Source organism: Streptomyces nanshensis (genome assembly GCF_001751255.1).
In the GTDB taxonomy this organism is placed as follows: domain Bacteria; phylum Actinomycetota; class Actinomycetes; order Streptomycetales; family Streptomycetaceae; genus Streptomyces; species Streptomyces nanshensis_A.
This window is the reverse complement of sequence record NZ_LJGW01000533.1, coordinates 1-1,206: the sequence shown is the minus strand read 5'-3', so window position 1 is coordinate 1,206 and position 1,206 is coordinate 1. Positions and strand designations below refer to the sequence as shown.

The 1,206-nt window shown below is 76.5% G+C and carries 1 protein-coding gene; it reads right to left on the bottom strand.

The annotated features are described in order from the left end of the window. Window positions 1-959: ROK family transcriptional regulator (locus AN218_RS29565; RefSeq protein WP_070020149.1), on the bottom strand; the 959-nt coding region annotated here is incomplete at its 3' end. Between the last annotated feature and the right edge of the window lie 247 nt (window positions 960-1,206).

Genomic DNA, 1,206 nt, shown 5'->3' with positions numbered 1-1,206 from the left:
CGCAGCGCTCGCAGTGCCGCCTCGTCGCCCTCGTCGGCGAGCGCGCGCAGCCGCGCCAGCGCCGCCGACCGGCCGCCCGCGCCGTGTACGGAGATACCGGCGGCACGGAGCAACGCGGCCTCACCGGCGTACTGTTCGAGGCACCCCGAACCCCCGCACGCACAGCGCGGACCGTCCGGCTGCACGGGTACGTGTCCGAGTTCCCCCGCGAACCCCCGGGTGCCGCGCAGGAGTTCGCCGTCGAGGACGACGCCCGCGCCGATGCCCACCTCGGCGGAGACATGGATGAAGTCGAGCGGTGCGGACTCCGGACAGGTCCGCCCCTTCTCGCCGCCGAGCCACAGCTCCGCCAGGGCACCGAAGTTGGCCTCGTTCTCCACCGTCAGCGGCAGACCGGGCACGGCCGCGCCGAGGTGCGCCGCGAGATCCGTCTCGTACCAGCCGAGGTTCGGCGCCCGTGCGACGGTCGTCGATCCGCGGGTGACGAGTCCGGGCACGGCGACCGCGAGCCCCGCCGGACGCAGCCCGGCCGCGCCCGCCGCCCCCGTCACCTGGTCGAGCAGCGAACTCAGGCGCCGCAGCACGGAGTCGGGCCCCGCCTCCCCGTTGGGCCGCTCCTCGACCGAGCGGGCGCGGACCTGCCCGCCGAGGTCGACGGCGCACACCGTCAGATGGTCCACGCCGATCTCCGCGCCGAGTCCGCACGGGCCCATGCCGGTGAGCGACAGCGCGTTGCCGGGCCTGCCGACGCCGCCGGAGCGCCCCGGCCCCAACTCCACGAGGAAGCCCGCGCGCAGCAGTTCCTCGACGAGGGTGGAGACCGACGCCCGGGTCAGCCCTATGCGCGCCGCGATGGCGGCACGCGAGACGGGACCGGCACCGGCCACCGCGTACAGCACGCGGGAGAGGTTGCGCCGGCGCATCTCCTGCTGCGAGTTGGGCGGCGGGACGACTGCCATGTACTCAACGTCCGTTCCTGCGGGGCGGGTTGGGCGGACCGGGGCGGCGGTCGCCGGTCCTGGTCCGTGGGGCGGGGACGCCACGGGCTGCGAGCGCCGGGCGTTCCGCCGACGGGGAGGTCAGCGCTGCCGGAGCAGGGTATCCGCACCGTCGAGGGCGTCCGCGACACGGGTCAGCGCGGCCTCGTCCCGGGGCACCGCCGCGTACGCCGGTCCCTCCGCGGTGCCCCAGCGCCGCGCCACCGCG